Here is an 18,821-nt window from a genome sequence, read left to right on the forward strand (position 1 = left end):
CGGCTCAAACGATGGCGTCGATATCCAGCGGCTGCGCCCTGCCCCACTCAGTTTGCGTGGGAGCAGGGATGCTCGCGACTTGCGGCAGCGCGTGGTTTTCACGGTGGCTGAACCAACGCTTGAGGCTGGGTTGCAAGTGGGCGGCCTGGGCCTGACTGCCGTAGACATCGCGCGCTTCCAGGCGTCGCCAGCGCAGGGTTTCGAGGCGCTCGCGGCTGGTGTGCAAACGGTCGATCTCGGCGTTCAACGGCTCGTGGTGCTCATAGGCACGGTCGTTGATCGGCTGGCGACGGGCGAGCTCGCGGCGTTTGTCGCGCAGTTGCTGACGCATGGTCTCCAGCGCATGGTCGAGCCATTCGAACTCCCGCGCGGTCACCAGCGGGCTATTGCTGTCCACGGCTTGTTGCCAGCGGCGCAACGTCGCCCAAGCGGCAGGAATGTAGCTTGCGGTCATAAAGTGCTGACGGGCCTGGAACAGCTGTTTTAACAGGTTGTCACGATCAGGCATGTCGCCATGAAGCTGCAGCGCACGATTGCAGCCGGCTTCCTGGATCGACTCGCAACCCGGCTTCCACAACACGGAAGAGTGCGTGCCATCCGGCAGCACGATCGGCATGAAGTGTTGCTGCTCACCATGGTGCTGGTAGGGGTTACCGCCAAAACGCACCAGGCCCGCCGCGAACAGCAACCCGCCCGGTGTAGGCAGGCTGAATAGCGTGATGGCGCCGGGAACCCAGAGTTTTGCGGTGGTGTTCATCCACGGTGCCGGGACGCTGGGCACCGGGTCGTTGTGGTTGACGATACGGTGGTGGACGAGGGTCGAAGCGCCGTGGGTGAACTCGGCATCCGCGGCACGGGGGGCGCCGTAGGTGTAGAGAAGGATGTTGTAGGTACGATCGGGAGTACGGCGCAGCCCTTCTGCCAGCAGCAACGCTATTGCCCCTCCAAGGCTATGGCCGCAAATGATCACGCGTTGCCCGATGTGAAATTGGCCGAGGTAATGCAGCACGAAATCACGCATGGCCCGATAAGCCTGATAAAAACCTTCATGGGCCTTGCCGACACCATCGGCGAACGCCACCTGATGGGCGTTCGCATCCCGCAGCACGTCTGCATTGCTGACGGTGCCTCGCACGGAAATCAGGATCACCTCCTCGTGGTGAGTGATGAACGCCTGGGTGTCAGTGCCGAATTTTTCATCATCGAAAAAATGTAAGCGCGCGGGGTGCTCCTGCTCGTCCCCAAGCGCCGGACGATTTTGTGGGTACAACTCAGGATCAAAAGGCAGGATCTCGAATCGCCGGGAGTAAGGTACGTCCTCATAGAGCGGATAAAAGCGCTGCGGGTAGTCCGGGTCGATCCGCCAGGCTTCCTGGTAGCCCGCCAACTGCTCGGCGAATAGATTTCCGACACTGGGATCGAGTGGAAAATGGACCTCATCCACGGGATGATTCGGCGGCGCCTGACCGAAATCGCAGTAACTCAACGCCGCGAACAAGGCCAACTGATACAGGTTCAAGGCACAGAATTCGTCTTGCGTGGACAGGATCGGGCGCAGGGCTCGCAACGGGCGCACTTCGAGGACAGTGTGCCTGTCGGGGAACAGCACGACTCCCGCGAAGCTCGGCTGGGGTGGGCCGAAGCCCAGGTCGGCCATCATTTTCAGTGCGTGACGCTTGGGGCGGTGGGGCGTGGGTGTCACCGGGGGAAGATGCGCGATATGCCGAACCAGATCGCTGACTTCTACCTGATAAAACTGGTCTGCTTTATTCCCGGCAGGGTGACGCTCGGTTGGGCGGCCATTCGTGCTTGAGAAGCGTGTTTGTTCAGCGCGGATCTGCAAGTCAGTGATGGGTAATGGGTAGGTTTTACGCTGCTGCAATGTCGAATAATAGCCAACTCGCGTTTCGGATGAAGCATCAAAAACCAACACGACGGGTCCTTTACAAAGCCCCTCTAACTTAGCAAACCCCCCTTCGGTCAAACGCCCTTTGTAACATCCCCCGGCACTGTCAAAAACTTCATACCTGAGTCCTCCGTAGGGTTTTCCATCCCCTGACTCATCCACCAGACAGAAGCTCAGCCAAGCGCCACTCAGTGCGCAAACGGGCATTTTTTCATTGAAAAAAGAGTGCTTCGATCGTTCTATCACCATGACTGGATATCCTTATTCAGTACAAGTTGGATATAGCTCGCAAATTCGCCCATCGGGCATTTTTATGGGTTTGAAGTCGACGGTATTGCCGTTGCAGAAAGCGTACAGGTCCTCAAAACTGTCTCCCAGGCAGCGTTTCCATCCATTAGGAAAGCGAACCCAATTGTCGCCCATGTAAGGCAGTTCCTCGGCGGCCAGGCCTATCTTTACCCGTACCTTTTTCCCTGCCAGCTCACCTCGTACCAAACCACCGCCCGTGCGGGATTTATCCGGTGGATCGACTGCACTCAAAGAGTCGCATTTAAGAACCTTGATAATCGCGTGCTGTGGCCCTGCCGTTCGAAACAACCATTGGCATTGCCCGGACAGCTCCTGGACGCCCAATTCCGGCATCCCCGGCCTATCCCTCTCCGAGTGATCGCGGATGGAAATGCCGCCAAAAGCCCCGCCGACATCCGTACTGCGCTTCCCCCACTTCGCATTGAAATCAAACGCCACATTGCGCAATACCAGTGGGCAACCGTCGACCGTTTCAGTAAGGGGAAGCTGGTAGCTCACACGACTGGCCACGGGCGTGAACTCGGTAAAGAACACCTTTCGCTCCGGCCTCTTGCCTCGACGCCGTGGCAAGGTGCAGAGCTCTCCCGTGGCAGGCCTATAGTTGGCGGCCGTTTTAAGTTCAAATTCCGCCGGCAAGTCCACCTCCAGCGTGAAACTGTCCACCGGCCTCGCCGTACACCCCCAAAGCCCCATCACACAGAGCGCCAGCCCTGCCCTGCAGATTTGCCTAAACATCCTGCTGCTCCATCAAACGCCACTGATTCACCATGCGGTCAAAGTGCTCGACGGGCGTTTCACCCACCCTTGGCGACCATTGGAAGACGCTGCTACGAATGGTTTCTGCCAAGCGCCTCACGACGAGAAATTCCAGCTGTTGCGGCCTGTCCCACTGCCATGCGCGTGCTTGCTCAAGCACTTGGCTCAACCAGTCTTTCGGGTCGTGGAATTCCACCAATGCCGCCAGGTCTTCACTGTGTTCAGCCAACAGGTAGCGCAGGATATTGGCGTGGAGGATGGCCCTGATGTTTGGATTTGGCGTGTTCAGCCAAGGGGCTGGATCGGGTACCGGGTAGTCACCGGGGGCTGGATTGTCGCGGCAGCGCCAGCCGCCTTCGTGCCAGTAGCACAGGCTGACCAGTGGCCCGAGGAATGCCGGCCAGTCCTCCGCCGGCAAATGATCCAATGCGCGTGCCAGCGTGCGGTTGTCGTGAAAGCGATACAACGCCTGGGCGCCCTTCGGTCCGATCAACAGGCGCTCGCGCCAATGGGCTGTCACGCACACCAAGTCCTCGTCCGGCAAGCTGCCCAGCCAGCCCCAGTTCGTTTCAGGCGTTTGTAGAAGGTTGAGTAAGGCGGGCTCGTCCATGTGCTCCAGCAGCATGATCACCGGACCTGTCTGCGCCAATTGCGCCACGGTGGTCTCGGCGTAGACGCGGCGATACTGCAACAGGCTGCGCACTGACAGCAGGGGTTGATGCGCCGTGTGGTCGCCCTCGAGAATCAGGCACAGCCGGCGTCCGGCCTGCTGCTGTTCGGCGATCCATTGGCCTGGCATGCTCGACATCAAGCGGCCCTCCCCGGAACTTCACCCAGGCTTTCACGACAACATTCGCAGACGGGGCAGAAATCGGCCCCCAACTGGCGCGCCAAGGCCATGATCACGCCCTGCTCCGCACTGGCTTTCGGCGCGTCCACGTGCTCTCCAGAAGCCGCCAACTGAATCGCGGACGGCGAACCGCCAAGGGTGATCGGGCGACTGCTGAAAATACCGCCTGCCTGAATCACCAGGTGCTCCCCACCTGCCTGGAAGCTCAGCTGAGCGCCTGCCTGGATAACCAGACTGGCACCCGCCTTCAGTTGCAGCTGTTGCCCAGCTTCGATCACCACGGTCCGGCCAATGTGAGTGCGGCTATCGCCCTGCACCTCCAGGTGATCGCTCGCCTTGAGCACAACCTTGCGATCACCGGTAACGTGACGATGCTCCTCGTTTTCCAGGTGAGTGGTGCTTAAGCCCCGGATGATTCCATGTCGCTCCCCCACCACCTCCAGACGGCTGTCATGGCCAACCTGCTGCTCCAGGTCGCGCTGGGCCCGCAGGTAGATAAGTTCTTCGCCACGCCGGTCTTCGAGGTACAGCTCGTTGGAGCCTGAGTCGCCGGCGACGCTGCGGCTGCGCAGCACACTGCGGGTCTTGTGCTGCGGCAACGGATAGGCCGGCCTGTTCGCCGCATTCGGCAGGCAACCGCTGATCAAGGGCTGGTCCGGGTCACCTTCAAGAAACGTCACCAGCACTTCCATGCCGACTCGCGGGATCATCATGGCGCCAAATCCGTCACCGGCCCAACTGGACGCTACCCGGACCCAGCAACTGCTCTTGTCATCGTCCTTGTCCAGCCGGTCCCAATGAAAGCGTACTTTCACCCGGCCATACATGTCGCAATGGACCTCTTCACCGGCAGGCCCGGTGACAGTTGCCGTCTGGCTGCCGTTAAGGAGCGGTTTGGAATGGTTGAGGGGCGGCCGGTGCACCGCTCGCCAAGGTGTCGCGGTGAAGCGATTGCGGTAGCCCGTAAAGTGCTCAGCCTCTGAGGTCGCCTCCTCCAGAACCTGCGGTTGACGCCCCTCATGACGTACCGACGTGATCAGCCACAGGTCATTGCACGCGGGATCGGGATGATCGCGCAGCTCGAGGAAATGCCCACTGCGCAACGCCGGTTGATCACTCTTGCCGAGCACCCGATGGCGGTCGCGTTGATGACGCTCCAACGCCCGACGCGCCAATCGTCGGCCGTGGGCATACCCGGTAAACCCCGCCGGGTAGCGATAGTCCTCGAGGGGGTGCGTCGAGGCTGGCCCCGCGTACTCCTGCAGGCGCAGTGCAGGATGTTCGAAGTCGCGATCGCGGCGCACGGTTTTCTGGCTGCGTGTGGCCAGGCGCCTATCGAAACGCTGGATAACCTGCGCCTCGGCCTGTGGCCCGCCGGCCGCGCTGTAGCGCTGCGCGGGCAAGCGGCGAAATACCGTCTGGTCATCGCCGAATACCAGGAGGTGAGCGTCGGCGCTGTGGCGAAAATGATAGTGAATGCCCTCCTCCTCACACAGTCGCTGGATGAAGTGCAGGTCGCTTTCCGCGTATTGCACACAGAACGTGCGTGGCGGATACACCACGGGGCCCAGCTCGAACACGTAGGCGTCCGCCAGGATGCCGTGGTGCTCGAGAACGGCTGCAATGATCTGCGGCACGCTGCGGTGCTGGAAAATTCGCTGGTCGAACCGATGGGCGAGATTGGCCAGTCGCGGTGCAAGGGTCAGGTGATAGCGGGTGAGCCGTCGACCCGGATCATCCCGGCCAATGGCATAGACCTGCCCGTGCAAGCCTGCGCTCTCCTGTGCGAAATCCAGATAGGCAGGCTGCTGAAGCAGCCCCTCCAGGTCGACCGAAGGATTTTCACTGATCAACTCCACATGGATGAAAAACGGCTGATCCAGGACTTCAGTGCCTTTAAACGCCAGCACCTGGAAGTCGGTATTCATACCTGAAAGAATCAATTTGAAACGTGATTCGACAAACGCCTCGACCATCCGCTGTTACCCGCCATCCATTCATGCGCTGAAAGACTTTCTCTCTTCAAAAGGCCGAATGATCGCCGAGAAAAAGTACCTGAACGCCTTGAAGCTTAGCGATTTCGGGGGAAAGACAGACCATGCGAAAACAAAAAAGAAGTTTCGCACAATGAATCTGGAAGTATCTTTTACAAGATAAAAACATGAGCCAAATAGCCACTTCTTAATATCAAGAAATGCCCTACAACAACTTAGCCCGCATAACTAAGCAATAGAGAAACGCCCGACACCTTCTGCATATGTCGGGCGTTTGAAAAACTTACGTCTGCACGCGGGCCGTCCCGAAGAGGCTAACGCTCAGCAACGTTTCAGCCTTAGCCTGCAAACGCACTGGCGCGGTGCCACCCGGCATCACCACCGTGACATCACCACTCCCGACCCACCCCGCACGCCACGCCGCACATGCGACCGCGCTCGCGCTGGTCCCGGAGGACGCGGTAGGTCCTTCGCCCCGCTCGAATACCCGTGCGACAAGCCGATTGGCGGATTCGCGTACAACCCATTGCAAGTTGACCCCGGCCGCACACGGCTGCCCGCCTCCCGCAGGGGGCGCGAAGGCAATCGCCTTCAGCGCCTGGAACAACCCTGGCTGTTGCATCTGCAGATTGTCCGGCAAGCCCGACGCCTGCTCGACCAGGGTCACACAATGGGGATTGCCCACGCGCACAAACTGACTGCGTGCCCACTGCGCATTGAGTGCCGACAACTCGCTCACGTGGCTCATTTCAGCGCCATTCAGAAAGGTCGATTCAACCCCCTGCGCGCCCACGGCCGATGGCCCGAACTCGGCCAGCCCCAACGCCAGCCAGAACCCGGCCTTCTGCTCATGGACTGCAGGTTCGATCCGGGTCGCGGTGGGCGTCGGCACATCCGATTTATCGTGATGCACGCGCAACTCACAGGCTTGCGTCATCAAGCCCTGATCCGTGAGCGCCTGGGCAAAGATCGTCAAGCCGTTGCCACTGCGCTCGGCCAGCGAGCCATCGGTGTTGACGATCAACAGATCAAATGGCGGGTCAGCCTGAAACGGCCCGACCAGCAGGCCATCGCAACGGTGGGCCTTGGCGTGCGCAGGCTTGGCACTCGCCCCCCAGCCACACTCGGATGCGATAGCCGCCGCCGTCCACCCCTTGCGCGCAGCCGCTGCCTGGGCCGCACTGTCGGGTACATCCACGCCTCGAGCGCGCAAAAAGGCCGGGCTGACGACTGCATAAATGTTGCCGCGTGCGTCGTAGAACAGCGTCATAGCGCTGCGTGCCTGAGAATGTTCATCGGTTTACCCGTCTGGTTGCCTGCTTACACACTCGGCAGCGTATTACAGAACCTGACGTTTGTGGGAGACGGCCTGGAAGGTGGTAATCCACCGCAAGAGGCCCGGGGTTCACCAGTTCCCGCAGGGATTACACACCTTCAAGACCGTCTCCTACGCACTCGATAATCCCTGTGTGGTCGCCCACCTTGATTGCGTTCCGCGACTGTAAAAATAAAATTCACAACCGCCCATCCCAAGGGAACCCGGCTCGCTCCTCAAGGCCTGATGTGCAACGATGTCACGCCGGACATCGTTCGTTGAACGCAAAACCAAGGATTTTTCATGACTGCCATCCCCACCTCAGCGCCCGTGGTTCCCGGGCGACTGGAGCAAATGTCGACCCGTATCGCCTTCTTCATCGCCGGTTTCGGTATCGCCGCCTGGGCCCCCCTGGTGCCGTATGCCAAGGCGCGCGCGCAACTGAGCGAAGGCACGCTGGGGCTGTTGCTGTTGTGCCTGGGGGTGGGCTCGATCATCGCCATGCCGGCAGCGGGCGCATTGGCGTCGCGCTTTGGCTGTCGGCGGGTGCTGACGGCCGGCACGATCATGATCTGCCTGGCCTTGCCGATGCTGGCCACGGTCACTTCGATTCCGTTGCTGATGGCTGGCTTGTTCCTGTTCGGTGCCGGCCTGGGCACGGTAGATTCCACGGTCAACCTGCAGGCGGTGATTGTCGAGCGAGCCAGCGGAAAAACCATGATGTCGGGGTTTCACGGGTTGTTCAGCCTGGGAGGGATCGTCGGTGCGGCCGGTGTCGCCGGGTTGCTCGGGCTCGGCCTGTCACCCTTGCAGGCGACCTGGGTGGTGATCGCGGTGATGGTGGTGGCCCTGCTCAAGGCCGGCCCACACCTGTTGCCCTATGGCAGTGAAAGCTCAGGGCCGGCCTTTGCGGTTCCCCATGGCGTGGTGCTGTTTATAGGCTGCCTGTGTTTTATCGTGTTTCTGGCCGAGGGCGCGGTGCTCGACTGGAGCGCGGTGTTCCTCAGCGCCGAGCGCGACCTGGATGAAGCCTACGCCGGCCTGGGCTACGCGGCTTTCGCCTTGACGATGACGGCCGGACGCTTGACCGGTGACGCCATCGTGCGGCGCCTGGGCGCGACCTGGGTGATCGTCGCCGGTGGCGCGCTGGCGGCGGCCGGTATCTTTATCGCCACGCTGTCCCCCGCCTGGGAAATGGCGTTGCTGGGCTACGCCCTTGTCGGCGCCGGGTGTTCAAATATCGTTCCGGTGCTCTACACCGCCGTCGGCAAGCAGAACGTCATGCCGGAGCACATTGCCGTACCGGCCATTACCACCCTGGGGTATGCCGGTATTCTGACCGGGCCTGCCGTGATCGGGTTCATTGCGCATGGCAGCAGCCTGGCAACGGCGTTCCTGTTGATCGGAGGATTGCTGGTCGTGGTGGCGGTCAGCGGTAAAATACTGCGGGTATGAAGGAAGAAAACATGAGCTTCCCGCGTCTGTCAGGAAGCCCATGCATGATTTATCTACCCTTTTCTTCCTTATCGTTCTTCAACCAGCGTTCAATGCTGTAGTTCTTCAACCAGTCATCAGCGTTATGGCTGCCGAAGATGTTGGTTCCGTTAGCCTTGGTGCTGTCCAGCGAGGCCAACAGTCCTCGGTTGACCAGGTTTTTGCCCACAGCTACTTGGTGCGCGCTGTATTTCTTCTTGGGGAGCAAGTTCGTTGGATCCAACACGACCTGACCATTCTTATCTGTTTCGTCAGGGTCCCTGCTCATCTCGATGATCGTATCTTTATGCACATACCGGTGCTTCTCGAAAAAGAAGGTGCGATCTTCCGACTTATCCCGCAGCTCATCAAACATGGCCAGGAATGCCTCTACAACCTGCGCGTTGGTTTTCGCATGCAAGGGGTTGAGGCTCTGGGTGTTGGGGTTGGTATTGCCAGTAATCAAGCTGCCGACTTTTGCGAGGCTGTCCAGAGTGATCTCACCGCCCTTGGCAACAATGGCCTCCTCCAGTCGCGGGCGATTGAGTATCTCCCGGGCCAGCATGATTGTCTGTTCGTAGACCTTACTCTCGCCGGGTTTTTCCTTAGCTATGTCCGTCAATGAACTCAGGGTCAGGCGACCATCTTTTTTGAAATCTCCCAACATCGAATAAACGTTACTCAACTGGGTTGCCAACAGGTCGTCGTCCGAGCCGATATACGGGTTCCCCACGTTCGACATGCCCCCGTAGAAGTTTTGGCCGTCGAAAAACCGCTCGGCACCGTTCGCGAACCTACTATCGTAAGATTTGCCCAGCGCCCGCGCGTTTACGTCAGTTTGGGCATAGCCATTCCCCGTCGATATATTCATCCCGGGGAAAAAGCCCCTTGGATTATTGGTAGTCAAGTCCATAAATGAGCTCCAGCATAGTTAGATTCCACGGATCGGCTTCTGGTTGTTCGATCGGTGAAAACACCGCGAAATCAACAGCCAGTGATTAAGTGGTGGTCGCAAAACAGTGGTTCCGGAGAAAGACCAAATCGACCCGAGTAAAACTTGATTGTTTGTAACGATCGGGAAGGAGCCGTCGAAGGGTCGTCAGTCAACCCGGCGGGTCAACTGGTTTTCTGCTTGCGCCACCAAGCGGCCAGGCTATTGAGCAGGCCGGTGTTTTTCAGCGAGGAGGCATCAGCATGGGCGCGCTTTTCCTCGACCTGCATGCCCCTGGAAAAATCATCCGCGACGGGTGCCTGGAATTTGCGCTGGTCGACAAAAGCCTTCATCCGCTGGGTTTCGACCGCGTGTGTATTCGATGCAATGATGGGATCCCGCGCTGCGGTATCCGTTTCTGCCCCCGTCAGCGCCTCTGCAGGCGGGGTACGAAAAAGCTCTTGGCAGCCGGGCTGGGGAGAACGAAACGAGGTTGATGTCATTGGCGAGCCCTCACTGTGAATCTGAAAGCGACCGGCCTGATTGAAACCGGTAGGTACAGCCTGTGTGGCAAATTGGCGCAAACAGTTCCTGAAACAATTGAACCAGGCACCGCATCCGGCGTGCGGCGCCTGGACATGGGTCAGCGCGATAGATAACGCAGCATGGCCTGGGTGATACGGTTACCGGAGCTCGCCAGGTTGAGCGCATTGGTACGCATGAACATTTCCTGGGCCAGTTGGATGAGGTGATCCTTGGAGGAATCGCCGGTAAGGCTTTGGCCAGCCAGTTTTCGCAGATCGCTGACGGTCAGGTCTCGCCCGAATCGGCCTTTGAGCTGGTTGTAGTGTTCGAGCATTTCACCGAACAGTTCTTTGTCAGTCTTGAACTGGAAGTAGTTGGTTCCATTGATGACGGCGTTGAGACTGGTCCGGTCGATCAGCCCATCGAGTGCACCGGTGGAACCATGACGATCAAGCGCACTCATCAGCCCCGGGTCCCGTAACAATGCTTTTGCCAGGCGAATGTTCTCGTTGACGGCTGGGTTAGGCGACCAGCCCTTATTGGCCATCGCTCGAATACTGTCAACGCTGACATACCCAGGGTTCCTGGGGTCCCTGAAGGCGCCGTATTTGGCACTCAACTGTGCAGCCAACTCATTACGACTCATTAACGAGTAGTCCAGGCCTGGCCCGCCGGGCACGGTGGGAAAAGGCCTGGGTGGCGGATTACTGATGACCGGCATCGGGCGTGGCGGTGGATTGCTCCAACCAGGATGCGGCCTCGGTGGTGGGTTACCCCAGCCTGGATGCAGGGGTGGACGATGCCCGCCAAACCATTGGCCCATCCAATGCTTGATCTGGCCCAAGGCGCTCGACGTCGCCGCTGCGCCGCCATGGCGACTCGAGTCAGCCGCAGACGTCGTTGTAGCCGTGGCCGACTGAGGCGCGCCGAATACCGGTCCGGCGTGGCTTTCTCGAGACTGGAAGCTGACGCTTGCAGCGCTTTGCCCCATGAAGGTTGGCGCGGCAGGCGCCGGGCCACGGGCTTTGGCGTGGGGGCTGGATTTGGCCTGCGAAAGTTCAGGGCCTGATGAAGCAGGTGTGGGTTTATCGAGCATCGATACCGACATAGGTTTCTCCGTTACGGTGGGCGCGATTTTCAGCCTGTCGCTCCAACCACAATGTCGAAGCCCATCAGCTAGCTCATGTGTGGCGCTATGTCGGAATTGGTTCCTGATCAACCGGCAACATGTGCTGTGCAGGTGTAGGAAACAGGCAAAAAAAATCGCAGCCTCGGGGAGCTGCGATTTTTCCCAATCGATGCGATTCAGAACCCGACGCTGGCCTGCACAAAGAACGTACGTGGCTCGCCCAGGTACAACCCGGAGTTGTTATCACTGGAACGGGTGTAGTGCTGCTGGTCGAAAACGTTCTTCACGCCGACGCCCAGTTTGAGGTTCGACAATTGCTCGCCGAAGTCATAACCACTGCGCACGTTGACCGAGACATAACCCGGGATATCACCGTACTGGCCGTCCGCCGTGCCCTGGGTGATATAGGTGCTGGTGGTCCCCGGTGCGCGCTGCCCGGACTGGGCGTACACATCCAGGTTGTGGGTCCAGTGGTTGATGTCGTAGCGCAGGCCGAGGGTCGCCACTTCACGGGAGTACAGCGGCAGGTCGCGGCCCTTGAACGGCACGTCACCTTCCGAGGTGGCTTTGGTGTAGGTGAAGCCGGCGTTGGCGGTCAGGCCGTCGAGGCGCGGGTCGAGGTTCGACAGGTCATAGTGGGCCGACGCTTCGATACCGGTGTGCTTGGTGGCACCCAGGTTGGTCCAGCCCACGTCGTTGCTGACGTATTGCAGCTCATCCGAGAAGTCGATGTAGAAGAACGTCAGCTCGCCGCCCCACACGTTGTCGTTGTAGCGCGTCCCCACTTCGTAGGTCTTGGCCTTTTCCGGGTTCAGGCCGTTGGCGGTCTGGTCGCCCGTGCCGCCCTGGCCCAACTGGAAGTATTGCAGGCTGCCGAACGAGGTCTCGTAGTTGGCGAACAGTTTCCAGGCATCGGACACGTGGTACATCACGCTCAGGGCCGGCAACGGCTCGTTGTTGTTAACCTCGCGGCGCTTTTCCGTCACGGCCTCGCCCTTGAGTCCGACCACCGGCCGGTCGTGCCATTCGGTACGAATGTCTTCAAAGCGAATGCCCGGGGTGATGGTCCACTTGCCGATATCGATCTTGTTGTCGATATAGAAAGCATTGGCCTCGGTGCCACCGGTGCGATCCTGATAGACGTGGCCATCGTTGAAGCCGACCGGCGTCGGTACGTTGTCGACCAGTTTCAGGCTGGTCGCCTGCTCGTGCATGCCTTCCTTGAGGTAGCGATAACCCAGGCTGACTTCCTGGGTGCTCGGGCCCACGTCGAACACATGAGACACCCGCGGCTCGATGCCAAAGGTGTAGTAGGTGCGGGGGTACGAGCCGATGCTTCCCAGGTCGCGGTTGGCGATGTTGCTGCCACGGAAACTGTCGGAATAGTAAGTGAGGACTTCGGCCTGGGTACGGTCATCGATCTGGCGGATGTACTTGAAGGACACGTCCTTGCGGCGGCCGCTGAAGTTGTCCCAGTCACGCACCGATTGGTACGGGTTGGCGTCGAACTGCTTCTGGGTCAGGCCGCCGGGCATATCGGCGCTGGCGTCGTAGTAGTGGAAGTTCAGCGAGAAGTCGTCTTGATCGGTCGGCGCCCAGTGGGTCTTGAAGATCACGTCGTCGATGTCATTGGAGTTGTTGCTGTTGCGATAGCCGTTGCCATTCACGCCGGAATACAGCAATGCCACGCCGATGCCATTGTCGGCGGTGCCGCCGATGAAAGCGTTATCGATGTGTTTCCAGCCGCCATGGGCGGACGTTTGCAGGGTGCTGCCGACTTCTCCGGAGAATTTCTCGGGGATCGCGCGGGTCACGAAGTTGATCACGCCGCCGACGTTCTGCGGCCCATAACGTACGGAACCGGCGCCGCGCACCACGTCGATGCTGTCCAGATTGCCGGCGGAAATCGGCGCCATCGACAGCTGCGGCTGGCCATAGGGCGCGAACGCCGCCGGCACGCCGTCGATCAGCACCGTGGAGCGCGGCGACAGACGCGACGTCAGGCCACGTACACCGACGTTGAGGGAAATATCACTGCCGCCGGTGCCGTTGGATTCCTGCACCTGCACGCCGGGCACGCGGCGCAACACGTCACCAACGTTCATCGCGCCCTGCTCGACCATGGCTTCGCGGCGGATCACCGTGCGCGCGCCGGGGTGGTTCTGCACCACTTCGGCGTTGGCATCGCCGAGCCAGTCACCGACCACCTTGATGTCGGTGGCGCCCAGTTCCAGCGGCGAGCCGGCTTCACCAGTGCCGCTGTTCAACGGGCGCAAGGTCACGGAACCGGCGTCGATCTGGTAGTCCAGGCCGCTGCCTTGCAGCAATTGGCGCAAGGCTTGTTCAGGGGAAAGGTTGCCGTCGACCGCCGGAGCCTGCTTGCCGGCGACCATGTCCGGGCTGAAAAACACTTGCAGGGACGTCTGCTGGCCCAGTTGGCTCAACGCTGCGCCCAGGGGCTGGGCCTGGATGTGAATGCCCTCGGCGGCGTAGGCGGCCGGCAGCGCGGCGCTGACAGCAAGCGCCAGCGCGAGTGGCGCCCAGCGAGAGATTTTATTGTTGTTCACGGCAAGTTTTTTCACGTCGAACCTAGTCCTGTGATCGCAAAAGTACGCGGCTGTTAATGCAAACCAGTTGCAGTTGCAGGAGAAGACGAAGAACTCGGAAAAAACCTGAATGTCAGCGTGAAATAATTTCCTGGCTGCCGTCCGGCAAGGTGCGCAAGGCCACCGGCAGGATATGTGGCAAGGCCTTGAGCAAGGCGTCGGTGTCGTTGGCCTTGAACACACTGGTCAGGCGCAGGTTGCCGACTGCCGGTGTGCTGACCCGCAGTGGCTGCTCGCGATAACGCGAGACTTCGCGTGCGACTTCGCCCAGCGGCGCGTTGTTGAACACCAGCTTGCCCGTACGCCAGGCTGTCAGCTCCTCGGCGTTCACCGCGTAGGCCGTTGCCACCTGTCCCTTGCGGTCGACATGCGTACCCAGGCCCGCCGTCAGTGTCACCACGGTGTCTGCAGCCTGCCCTTGCACCTTCACGGTGCCGGCCTCGACCGCTACGCGGGTCTGGTCGTCATCGCGACGCACATCGAACCGCGTGCCGGTGACCGTCACCTGCCCTGCCCCGGCGGCCACCACAAAGGGCCGGCTGGTGTCGTGCTCGACGCTGAACATCGCCTCGCCCTGCTTGAGCTCCACGCCGCGCCGGCCTTTTTCAAAATGCACGGCGACGATGCTGCGGCTGTTGAGGTCCATCACGGAACCATCCGGCAAGGCCACCTGGCGATGCTCACCCAGGCGGGTGCTGAACTCGGCAGTGTAGGGTTTTGGATGATCGAGGCCGCTGAACAGCCCCAGCCCCACGGCCACGGCGACCACACTGGCCGCCACCGCATAACGCAATACGGCGCGGCGCTTGGGGCGCTCGGCGGGTGCTTCGCACAATGCCTGCAGGCGCGCCCTGGGCAGCAAGTCGGTGGCGCTCCACAATCCCTGCAGCACATCGAACTCGTATTGATGCTCGGCGCGCTCATTGCGCCAGGCGTCGAACCGTTGGCGCTCTTCAGGGCTCAGGTCGGCGTCTTGAAGACGTACGAACCATTGCGCAGCTGCATCGCGAGCCTCCTCACTGCCGCAGGCACGTTCAACGTTATCCATCATGGAAGGTCCTGTAAAAAGCGGGCGTGGGTCATGGGGCCATCGCGTCCAGGCGGTCACGCAAATGCCGCAGGGTGCGGATCATATACTTTTCCACCATGTTTTTAGACAACCCCAGGCGTTCGGCGATTTCCTGCTGGGTCAGGCCCTCGATTTTCTGCCAGATGAAAATCTTGCGGCAGTTGAGGGGCAGTTCGGCCAAGGCCCGTTCTATGGAGTCCGCCAACTGGATCGCGTGCATGAAATGCTCCGGGTCGCCGCTGTGGGGCGAGCTCTGATCACAGGTTTGCAGGGCCATGGCTTCGCGACGGTCTTCGCGCCGATATGCGTCCACTGCAATATTGCGCGCGGTCTGGTGCAGGTAGGCGCGCGGTTGCTCGACCTCGGAAGATTTTGACTCAAGCACCCGCACAAAGGTGTCATGGGCCAGGTCTTCGGCCTGCTGACGGTTTCTCAGGCGGCGCGTCCACGTCCCGACCAACTCTTCGTAGTGTTCGAGAAAGCCTGTTCTGCGGGGCGGCTGAGGGATCATCGCGGGAGCACTGGGGAGGCGGGGCGTGAATAGTAATGCTTCCTATTAAGTCGAGCAATTGCTACCCGTCGCCCGTGGCACTCGCTATGGCTGGCTGGCCACCTGCCGGAGACGGCTAAGCTTCTCCCGGCTGCCGCAGACGCTCATCTGGCACCACTTGCGCAGTTTGTTCTTGGAGATGTCCAGGAACACCCAATCGCAGTCGGTGGCCGTGCAACTCCTCAATGCCTGAAGATCACCGGACACCAGCATTTGCGTGGCCTCGATGGCAAGGCGGCCCAACACCATGGTGGTGAGTTCCTGCGCGGTGGTGCAGGGTTTCCACTCCCAGGCAGGCTTGCCATCCACCGAGCGCAGCAGTCGCCAGGCAACGCCCTGCTGGAATGCCAGGTTGATCTGCTGCAATGGCGCATCGGGCGCGGCCTGTTGCAATGACAACGGATAGAACACGGCGTACAGGCACTCCCTGAACGCGATGATCGCGTCCAGGTCGGGCTGATAGGAAATCGGCGACTCAAACACCATGGGCTTGTAGTCATCGAACTCTTGCGCCGAGATCAACGAGGCATGGAGCGCCCATTCGAAGAAGAACTGAAAACTGGTCAGCCGCTCTTCGATCACCTTGAGGGTGGTGCCGGGACGCCGGCCATTGGTGGTATTGATAAAGTCCAACACCCGGGCCCCGCCAATCAGACGGATCGATTTTGCAGTGCCCGTAAAATGCGTCATGTCTGCTCCTTAGAAAACGCGGTCTTGCGGCGATGCCGCAGATTACCTTGTTTTCTGAAAAGGCTGACAGTGTGATACCGACGCAAAGACCAACGGCTACGTGCGCGCGTCGTTACGTGCGACCCAATCGAGGATCGCCTCGACGGACTGCTCGACCGACAGCGCCTGGGTATTCAAGTGGACTTCCGGAAAGATCGGCAGGTCATACCGCGAATCAATACCGGTGAAGTTCTTGATCAGCCCGGCGCGGGCCTTTTTATACAGGCCCTTGGGATCGCGTTGTTCGGCGGTTTCCAACGGCGCATCCACATGCACCTCCACAAACGACTCATTGCCGATGATCGAGCGCGCGTAGTGCCGGCTGGCCGCCGACGGCGAGATCAACGCGACGATCACGATCAGCCCCGCCTCCAGCATCAGCCGCGCCACTTCGGCGACGCGCCGGATATTCTCCTCGCGGTCGTTGTCGGTAAATCCCAGGTCCCGGCACAGCCCGCCTCGCACGGAGTCGCCGTCCACGATGCAGGTAAATCGCCCCTGGGCCTGCAGGGCAATGTCCAGTGCATCGGCAATGGTCGACTTGCCGGAGGCAGAGATGCCGGTCATCCAGATGACCAACGGCCTTTGCTTCATGCGCGGGTGTTCGGCGCGTAGATGGCTGAACGCAAACGCATGCAGGTTCTGGCCTGGACCTTGCGCAACATAGCTCATGGCTGCTCTCCCGCCGTCATCGAAACAGGTTGTTTACCCAACATGAACACCATCACGCACTGCGCGAACAACAAGAGCGCAACCACCCAATAGACGCTTGAGAACGACCCCGTCAGGTCCTTGGAAAACCCGCCGAGGAAGTTACCGCACACGCCCCCCAGGCCGATCAGGACATTGGCGATGCCAAAGGCCTGGGTCAGGCGGCTGACCGGGACGATTTGCCCGATGTAACTGGGGACAAGCCCGAAGATCGGGTAGAACGCCAAAGCGAACAAAAAGGCCGCGAGGTAGAACAGTGGAAGGCTGTTGAAACTGAATACCAGGGTGGCGGCAAGCCCCGCGCTCAAAAAGCACATCGCCAGGGATGCCCGCACGCCGACCTTGTCGGCGATCCACCCGACCAGAAACCCTGACGCCATGCCCACGGCACCGATGGTGGTCCAGATAAACCCGGCATCCTGCACCGACACACCCAGCTCATCGCGAAGAAAAGGCGCCAGGTATGTCTGGAACGGCAACAGTGCCATGCCGTTGAGAAAAGCGATGGCCCAGGTCAGGTATAGCGAACGACTCAGCCAGGGCCGATCACCGCCCGCCACTGCCGGGTGCTCCCCGGAAAAGCCGACATCCTGGCTCGCCCCCAGGTTACGCAACAGAAACCAGGCCACCAGGCACAACGCCACGGAGATCAGGCCGGCGGTGAGCCAGATCGAACGCCAGCCGCCGTTCAAGGTGAGAAACGAGACCAGCAATCCATTGATAAACACCCCGTAGCTGGTGCCACTGGAAATCAGCCCCATGACCCGCGAGCGATTCCCCGGGCTGAAGCCCTTGGTGACGATCTCGGCCAGCGGGATATACACCGAGGCGGAACAGCCACCGAGCAGAATCAGCAGCGCGCCGGACAGCCAGATGTTGTCGCTGATGCTCAAGCCCAGCAGCGCCAGGGAGGTCATCACGGTGGACACCAGGCTGATTTTCCAGCCCTCGAAAAACCGGCTGATATAGCTGGTGACCGAGGAAAACAGCAGGAAGCCGACCTGCGCGCCGCCGGTGATCACGCCGACCGTGGTGTAGTCGAAGCCGATGTCCCGGCGCATGTCCACCACAAGGTTGGCGAACAGGTAGACGCCGAACCCATAGGTGCTGGCCACGAAGCCGGTCAACACCACCGCCAGCACCACACTGTCGAGGGTGCGGGGGTTGCTCTGTACGAGTGTACTCATGCTCTGACCCTCAGACGGCGCGCGCGGTGTGGATGACAAAATCACAGGTCATCATGTCGTAGTCGCGCTGGAAATCACCGTAGCTCTCATGCGCGCCAAACCCGGACGCAAGCACCTCGGTGGCCAACTTGCCCGGCAACAACGGATACACCTTCAAGCGATACTGTTCGGTCTCATCGAAGGTGTAGATGAACTCACACAGGTGTTGATCGACGTGCCCCAGGGTCACGCAGGCGTTGGTGCCGCAATAGTAGTAATTGCCGCTGGCCTTGAAGTTGCCCGCGCGAATCGCGAAGAAATTGCGCTGATCCACAATCAGCAGGCCGCCCGGCTTGAGCAGTGCCCTGAACTTCTCCAGCACCCGCAATCGATCATGGGCTTCAAAGACGTGGCACAGCGAACTGCCCAGGCACACCACCGCGTCGAACTTGCCCAGCACGGTAGGATCCAGCGCGAGCCAATCCATGTAGTGCGATTCGATCTCCAGGCCGCGTTGCCGGAAGTTTTCCCGCGCCTTGGTCAGCATGGTGCTGCTGCCGTCCGTGGCCACCACCTCAAACCCAGCTTCCTTGAGCTGGACCGCGTGGAAGCCGCTACCCGTCGACACATCGATCACCGAGCGCACACCGTGCTGGCGCAACAGCTCTTCAAAAAAGCCGCTCTCCCCGGCCTTTCGTTTTTCCCAATCGATCAACTCGTCCCAACGCTCCACGAAGTCTGCGGAGTATTGCGTGGCATAACTGGCGACTTCGCTGTGTTTGCGCCCTGACATCTGATTCAT

The 18,821-nt window shown here is 60.3% G+C and carries 16 protein-coding genes; 1 reads left to right on the forward strand and 15 read right to left on the reverse strand.

The window, feature by feature from the left end; all coding sequences use genetic code 11:
• Nucleotides 1-4: 4 nt before the first annotated feature.
• The 5 genes from AC07OJ_RS27855 to AC07OJ_RS27875 all read right to left on the reverse strand — a co-directional run bounded on the left by AC07OJ_RS27855 (nucleotide 5) and on the right by AC07OJ_RS27875 (nucleotide 7,085).
• A complete protein-coding gene (locus AC07OJ_RS27855) occupies nucleotides 5-2,155 on the reverse strand; it encodes a lipase family protein (RefSeq protein WP_495095606.1) in 2,151 nt (716 codons plus the stop codon).
• A 12-nt stretch (nucleotides 2,156-2,167) separates the two neighbouring features.
• The gene (locus AC07OJ_RS27860) at nucleotides 2,168-2,950 is read right to left on the reverse strand and encodes a hypothetical protein (protein WP_495095607.1); all 783 of its coding nucleotides are present in this window, start codon (nucleotides 2,948-2,950) and stop codon (nucleotides 2,168-2,170) included.
• Nucleotides 2,943-3,779: a DUF4123 domain-containing protein gene (locus AC07OJ_RS27865; RefSeq protein WP_495095608.1), complete on the reverse strand. Its 837-nt coding sequence runs from the start codon at nucleotides 3,777-3,779 to the stop codon at nucleotides 2,943-2,945. The genes AC07OJ_RS27860 and AC07OJ_RS27865 overlap by 8 nt, the downstream gene beginning before the upstream one ends.
• Entirely contained in the window at nucleotides 3,779-5,797 is a 2,019-nt protein-coding gene (gene tssI / locus AC07OJ_RS27870) for a type VI secretion system tip protein TssI/VgrG (protein ID WP_495095609.1), read from the reverse strand. Before tssI ends, AC07OJ_RS27865 begins: the two co-directional genes overlap by 1 nt.
• A 301-nt stretch (nucleotides 5,798-6,098) precedes the next feature.
• Nucleotides 6,099-7,085: a diaminopimelate epimerase gene (locus AC07OJ_RS27875; RefSeq protein ID WP_106804595.1), complete on the reverse strand. Its 987-nt coding sequence runs from the start codon at nucleotides 7,083-7,085 to the stop codon at nucleotides 6,099-6,101.
• A 348-nt stretch (nucleotides 7,086-7,433) separates the two neighbouring features.
• Here AC07OJ_RS27875 and AC07OJ_RS27880 point away from each other — a divergent pair, with 348 nt between their 5' ends.
• A complete protein-coding gene (locus AC07OJ_RS27880) occupies nucleotides 7,434-8,585 on the forward strand; it encodes an MFS transporter (RefSeq protein ID WP_065907177.1) in 1,152 nt (383 codons plus the stop codon).
• 49 nt (nucleotides 8,586-8,634) lie between these two features.
• Here AC07OJ_RS27880 and AC07OJ_RS27885 read toward each other — a convergent pair whose 3' ends face one another.
• The 10 genes from AC07OJ_RS27885 to AC07OJ_RS27930 all read right to left on the reverse strand — a co-directional run bounded on the left by AC07OJ_RS27885 (nucleotide 8,635) and on the right by AC07OJ_RS27930 (nucleotide 18,821).
• Nucleotides 8,635-9,516: a hypothetical protein gene (locus AC07OJ_RS27885; RefSeq protein WP_495095610.1), complete on the reverse strand. Its 882-nt coding sequence runs from the start codon at nucleotides 9,514-9,516 to the stop codon at nucleotides 8,635-8,637.
• 203 nt (nucleotides 9,517-9,719) lie between these two features.
• Entirely contained in the window at nucleotides 9,720-10,118 is a 399-nt protein-coding gene (locus AC07OJ_RS27890) for a type III secretion protein (RefSeq protein WP_495095611.1), read from the reverse strand.
• Nucleotides 10,119-10,177: 59 nt separating this feature from the next.
• On the reverse strand, nucleotides 10,178-11,167 hold the full coding sequence (locus AC07OJ_RS27895; RefSeq protein WP_495095612.1) for a type III secretion effector protein: 990 nt from the start codon (nucleotides 11,165-11,167) through the stop codon (nucleotides 10,178-10,180).
• 197 nt (nucleotides 11,168-11,364) lie between these two features.
• Nucleotides 11,365-13,770 carry a TonB-dependent siderophore receptor gene (locus tag AC07OJ_RS27900; RefSeq protein ID WP_065907181.1) on the reverse strand — a complete coding sequence of 802 codons (2,406 nt, stop codon included), beginning with the start codon at nucleotides 13,768-13,770 and terminating at the stop codon, nucleotides 11,365-11,367.
• Between the two features lie 97 nt (nucleotides 13,771-13,867).
• Nucleotides 13,868-14,842: a FecR family protein gene (locus tag AC07OJ_RS27905; protein ID WP_495095634.1), complete on the reverse strand. Its 975-nt coding sequence runs from the start codon at nucleotides 14,840-14,842 to the stop codon at nucleotides 13,868-13,870.
• A 31-nt stretch (nucleotides 14,843-14,873) separates the two neighbouring features.
• Complete coding sequence (locus AC07OJ_RS27910; RefSeq protein WP_495095613.1) at nucleotides 14,874-15,374, reverse strand: sigma-70 family RNA polymerase sigma factor; 501 nt, start codon at nucleotides 15,372-15,374, stop codon at nucleotides 14,874-14,876.
• A gap of 84 nt (nucleotides 15,375-15,458) precedes the next feature.
• The gene (locus tag AC07OJ_RS27915) at nucleotides 15,459-16,103 is read right to left on the reverse strand and encodes a CGNR zinc finger domain-containing protein (RefSeq protein WP_065907183.1); all 645 of its coding nucleotides are present in this window, start codon (nucleotides 16,101-16,103) and stop codon (nucleotides 15,459-15,461) included.
• Nucleotides 16,104-16,199: 96 nt separating this feature from the next.
• Complete coding sequence (cysC, locus tag AC07OJ_RS27920) at nucleotides 16,200-16,814, reverse strand: adenylyl-sulfate kinase (RefSeq protein ID WP_065907185.1); 615 nt, start codon at nucleotides 16,812-16,814, stop codon at nucleotides 16,200-16,202.
• On the reverse strand, nucleotides 16,811-18,040 hold the full coding sequence (locus tag AC07OJ_RS27925; protein ID WP_282396391.1) for an MFS transporter: 1,230 nt from the start codon (nucleotides 18,038-18,040) through the stop codon (nucleotides 16,811-16,813). Before AC07OJ_RS27925 ends, cysC begins: the two co-directional genes overlap by 4 nt.
• Before the next feature lie 10 nt (nucleotides 18,041-18,050).
• Complete coding sequence (locus AC07OJ_RS27930; RefSeq protein WP_065907189.1) at nucleotides 18,051-18,821, reverse strand: class I SAM-dependent methyltransferase; 771 nt, start codon at nucleotides 18,819-18,821, stop codon at nucleotides 18,051-18,053.

This window comes from Pseudomonas sp. GW821-FHT09C08, assembly GCF_059418125.1.